The 4050-nt window shown below is 37.8% G+C and carries 4 protein-coding genes; 2 read left to right on the plus strand and 2 right to left on the minus strand.

Annotated elements, in window-relative coordinates; all coding sequences use genetic code 11:
- The first annotated feature begins 123 nt into the window (after nt 1-123).
- Nucleotides 124-267: a hypothetical protein gene (locus F6K57_RS38530; protein ID WP_293073847.1), complete on the plus strand. Its 144-nt coding sequence runs from the start codon at nt 124-126 to the stop codon at nt 265-267.
- Nucleotides 268-284: 17 nt separating this feature from the next.
- On the plus strand, nt 285-566 hold the full coding sequence (locus tag F6K57_RS38535; RefSeq protein WP_293073849.1) for a hypothetical protein: 282 nt from the start codon (nt 285-287) through the stop codon (nt 564-566).
- A 126-nt stretch (nt 567-692) separates the two neighbouring features.
- Here F6K57_RS38535 and F6K57_RS38540 read toward each other — a convergent pair whose 3' ends face one another.
- Together F6K57_RS38540 and F6K57_RS38545 are read right to left on the minus strand one after the other, a co-directional pair.
- Nucleotides 693-3104: a DUF4407 domain-containing protein gene (locus tag F6K57_RS38540; RefSeq protein WP_293073852.1), complete on the minus strand. Its 2412-nt coding sequence runs from the start codon at nt 3102-3104 to the stop codon at nt 693-695.
- A gap of 218 nt (nt 3105-3322) precedes the next feature.
- Complete coding sequence (locus F6K57_RS38545; protein WP_293073855.1) at nt 3323-3772, minus strand: hypothetical protein; 450 nt, start codon at nt 3770-3772, stop codon at nt 3323-3325.
- Nucleotides 3773-4050: the final 278 nt, after the last annotated feature.

The following is a 4050-nucleotide window of genomic DNA, read 5'->3' on the forward strand; positions in this document are numbered from 1 at the left end:
TGAGATGATGGAGCCGCTGCGGGCCGCAACCGAGATCTTGCCCCGCGACCGTCCCCGCTCAATAGGCAATAGGCAATAGGCAAGAGGCAATAGGCAAGAGGCAATAGGCAATAGGCAATAGCGATGCTTCAAAAAGTAGTATATAAGTTACGGAATTCTGAAGGGAAGCGATTGACCTTGGCCTTTAGGCCACGCTACGCGAATGGTCACGCTACGGGATGCTCGGTACGAGCCGCTACGCGAACGCAAAAAAACAGACTTTACTGAGTATAAATACTTTTTTAATGAATAGGAGTAGAGTGGGCATCCTGCCCGCGCGAAAATATAGCGATGCAGCGCGGTCTTGGGAAGGCAGCGCGGTCTTGGGGGTTCCCCCCATGAGCGACTGCCGTGGTTTCCCCCATGAGGGACTGCATCAAGACATTGAAACTGGCAAGATGCCAGTTCCACGCAAGATGCCTCTCGAACGGGCAAGATGCCCATTCTACAGGTGTGACCCAAGGGCGCGAGCAATCCCTCGCGCCCTTGGAGGCGCGCACCTACTCTTAAAATCATTCCATTATTAAGCAACAGCTTACTTTTTTAGTATCCTTGAAGAACATATTGTCTAGCACTATTTTTTAATCATAGAAAATTTATTTATAAAAAAATTCCTTAGTGAATTGCAAACCGCTGTATTTTGTTTTTGGAATTTACTCTTCAAACTCCTTAATTTTTTTCATGTATTGTTTTGATTTTCCTTCAGATAACTGAAGTCTTTGTTCTTTTTGAATGCGGAAATATTCATTATAAACTTCCTGACTTTCTTTCTGCTCAAGTAAATAATCATAAGGACCTTTGCCAGACAAAAGTTTAACTAATATAGGTGAGATTTCAATAGTGACGAATAAGGCAGTTATTAGCCAATTAATATTACGAATATTCGGATCATCTTTAGATAGTTCTTCTAAAGCAACAAGGCGGGCTAAGAAGCCATTTGATTCTTTATCAATTTTTTCTTGATTCAGTTGTTCTAAGTTACTCTCTGGTGACTGCAAAATTAGGTTACGTTCTTTAAGCTTATCTATTTTTTCCTCTTTCTCCTTAACTTTATTATCTAATTCAATAAATTTTTGTTTTATTTCATCTGCATAGTTTCGTTTGTCTTGATAAACAATTCCTTTTCCAAGTTGGCCTGTTCCCTGTGTACCTTCTGCTTCTGCATTAGCCGCATATTCAGCATCTTGCCATTCATTTTTATACTTATTTTTATCTTTATTTAAGGCTTGAATTTCTTGCTCCAATTCTTTTATTGGTTCGGTAAGTTTTTCTTTGGCTATATCATTTTTATTTTGTTCTATTTTCTGATTAATTTCTTTTTCAAATAGCCTCAATTCAAGGGGTTTAGCAACCACAAAGCTTAATAATAATGCTATTAATAATCGAAGACTTGTTGCTGCAATAAATGGCAAATTTAAATTTGATTCTGTTTGTTTTCTCTTAGAGCTTAAAATTAAAAAACGATCTAAGTTAAAAACTATAAAACTCCAAAATGTTCCTCCTACACAAGAAGCTGCTACAGAACCGAATACTGTAAAAATAGCATAACCACCGGAAAAAATAGCCGTTGTTGATGTTAGCAAAACCGTGGTACCAATTGCTGTATATTTATATCGTTCTGTCAAACATTCTTTTTGTGCCAAAATATGATGATCTGCACCAGCAGACCAGAGCAAGAATTTTTCTAGTGAATTTAAATTATCGTTAATTGTTGGAGTCTGTATTAGGTGTTGAAGTTCAGCTGGTAAGCCAATTTCGTTGATAAAAGTACCAACCGCTTCAACACCATAAGCATTAAGAGCACTTTTGATATGTTCTGTAGCTCTTTCCTGAATTTGCTCCCGTTGTTGTAAGAAGTCTAAGGCATTATAGTCTTGAGCGGAATTACGGAAGTAATTATCAACCATCGATGCTAAGACCCTATTCACAAGGTTTTTAATAGAGCTATATTTAACCGCACCATTAGACAAGGGGCTGAGAACTCCTCCTTCTTCCTCAACTGGCTGAAAACTATTAGCATTTGGTGAACCCACACGAGAGATCATTTTAGGGGAATTTTTGGGAGCAATATTAATAACCTGTGTGACTTCAAGTTTCAAAACAAAGCCATCTTTTGATCGAAGCTCTAAGGTTTTCAAATTAGAATCGTAGTTGGTTGCTGGTTTATCTCTATTCGTCCAGTCCAAAGTTATTTCATGGGCAGGAACTATTACTATACTTTTCACTCTTGTATTGATAGGATGTGTTCCAGCTTCTATTGGTATGTTCTGAATCCCTTTATACCCAATTGGAACGATATGAAACCGAGAACCATAAGTAGTTTTCTCTTGATTGGCTTGGCTATTCTTACCAACATTTGAGATTAAAACTCCAACTGTTCCAGTTTTAATATTAGTTAAAGGCACTTGTTCAACTTCCACAAACCAAGGATTTAAACTCCAAAAACCTTCTTCGATAAATTCTTCTTGTAAACCTCGATAGCCAGCTTTGTCAATAAACTCCTGTGGCTGCTGAAACTTATTATGTCCCTCAATAACTGGTCCCGCAATGTCCCCTCTTGGTAAGGGCTTACCATCAAAAGTGGTAACAATACCAATTTTACCTGATTCAACTCTGTAAACTTTTAATTGTTCTGGCTTCAGTCCATATTGCTGGGCATTGTCAGTAGTAACTACTGTAAATAGTTCAGTGTTTATTCTATAGTAACCTTCAGTAAGAATTGCTCGCTGTTTACCTTGTTGACCACCGTTGTTGAGAAAGGCTTCAGCATTCTGAAAATTATCGCAATCTACAGCTTTACCTAGTATTTGTCCTGGTGGTAGTTCAGCACCATCTTGAGCAATAACTAGCCCTATCTCCCCTGAGCGAATATTAATTAATGGTACATTGTGAACTTTAAACAACTCTGTATTAATGTAGTGAATTCCAGGAGGAATAATGGCTAATTGGTTACCTTGTTGACCGCCGTTTTTGATAAATGCTTCAGCGTCCTGAAAAGTGCCACATTCAACAACTTTACCAAAGTTCTGACCAAGTGGAAGTGGCTGACCATCCCTTGCTTCCACTAAGCCTACTTCATTAACTCTAATTTTGATAAGTTCAACTCTCTTAATTTTGAAAAGTTCTGTATTAATTGCGTATTTGCCAGTAGTAAGAATCTTTAACTGTTGTCCCCTATATCCCCCATTATAAATAAATGCTTTTCCATCCTCAAAATTGTTACATTCAACAGCATCACCAAAGGTTTTTCCAATCGGCAGTGGCTTGCCATCTTTCGCTTCTACTAAGCCAATTTCATAGTCATAAATGGAAGTAATTTTACTGATTTCAACAGAAAAAAGTTAGTATTAATCCGATAAATACCATTTCTTAAAATGCCTAACTGCCTACCCCGTTGACCACCATTTTTGATAAAGGCACGACCATCTTGAAAGTCATCACATTCTTCGACAACTTTACCAAACATTTTACCTGTGGGAAGAGAAGCACCATCGTTGGCTGTTACTAATCCAATTTCATCTTTATCAATCTGTATAGCTTTTTGTTTGACAACTTTATAGGACAACGGAGAGTGGAAATGTCGTCCAGGACCAAGAGTATCAACCTGCCAACCCATTTCTCCATTAAGAGCAATTTGACGATTAGATGGTAAAGGACTACCAAACTTTTTATAGACAATTCCCACCTCATCTTCAGAGATTACATAAACGCCAGGTGCCCGATCAATTGCCATAACAAAAACTCCAATCCATTTAATTAACTAGTTAATAATCAAAATAAGAATTTTTCGCTACCTTAATCCTTATTATTTTAGGATAAAACAAAACCTTTTCATATCAATCAATCCCTCGATCTGATCTGAGGGGGTGACATGAGCCCTAAAAAGCTTAGTATATAAGGCTTTGATGCCAATGAGCTTATGGAAGATACAGCCCCAGATTAACCCTCGATTCATTATTCACATCTTGATGATAGTTGTCATTTGGACCATAGATACGTCGGCCTGCGTTC

The organism is Moorena sp. SIO4A5 (assembly GCF_010672005.1).
GTDB lineage: Bacteria > Cyanobacteriota > Cyanobacteriia > Cyanobacteriales > Coleofasciculaceae > Moorena.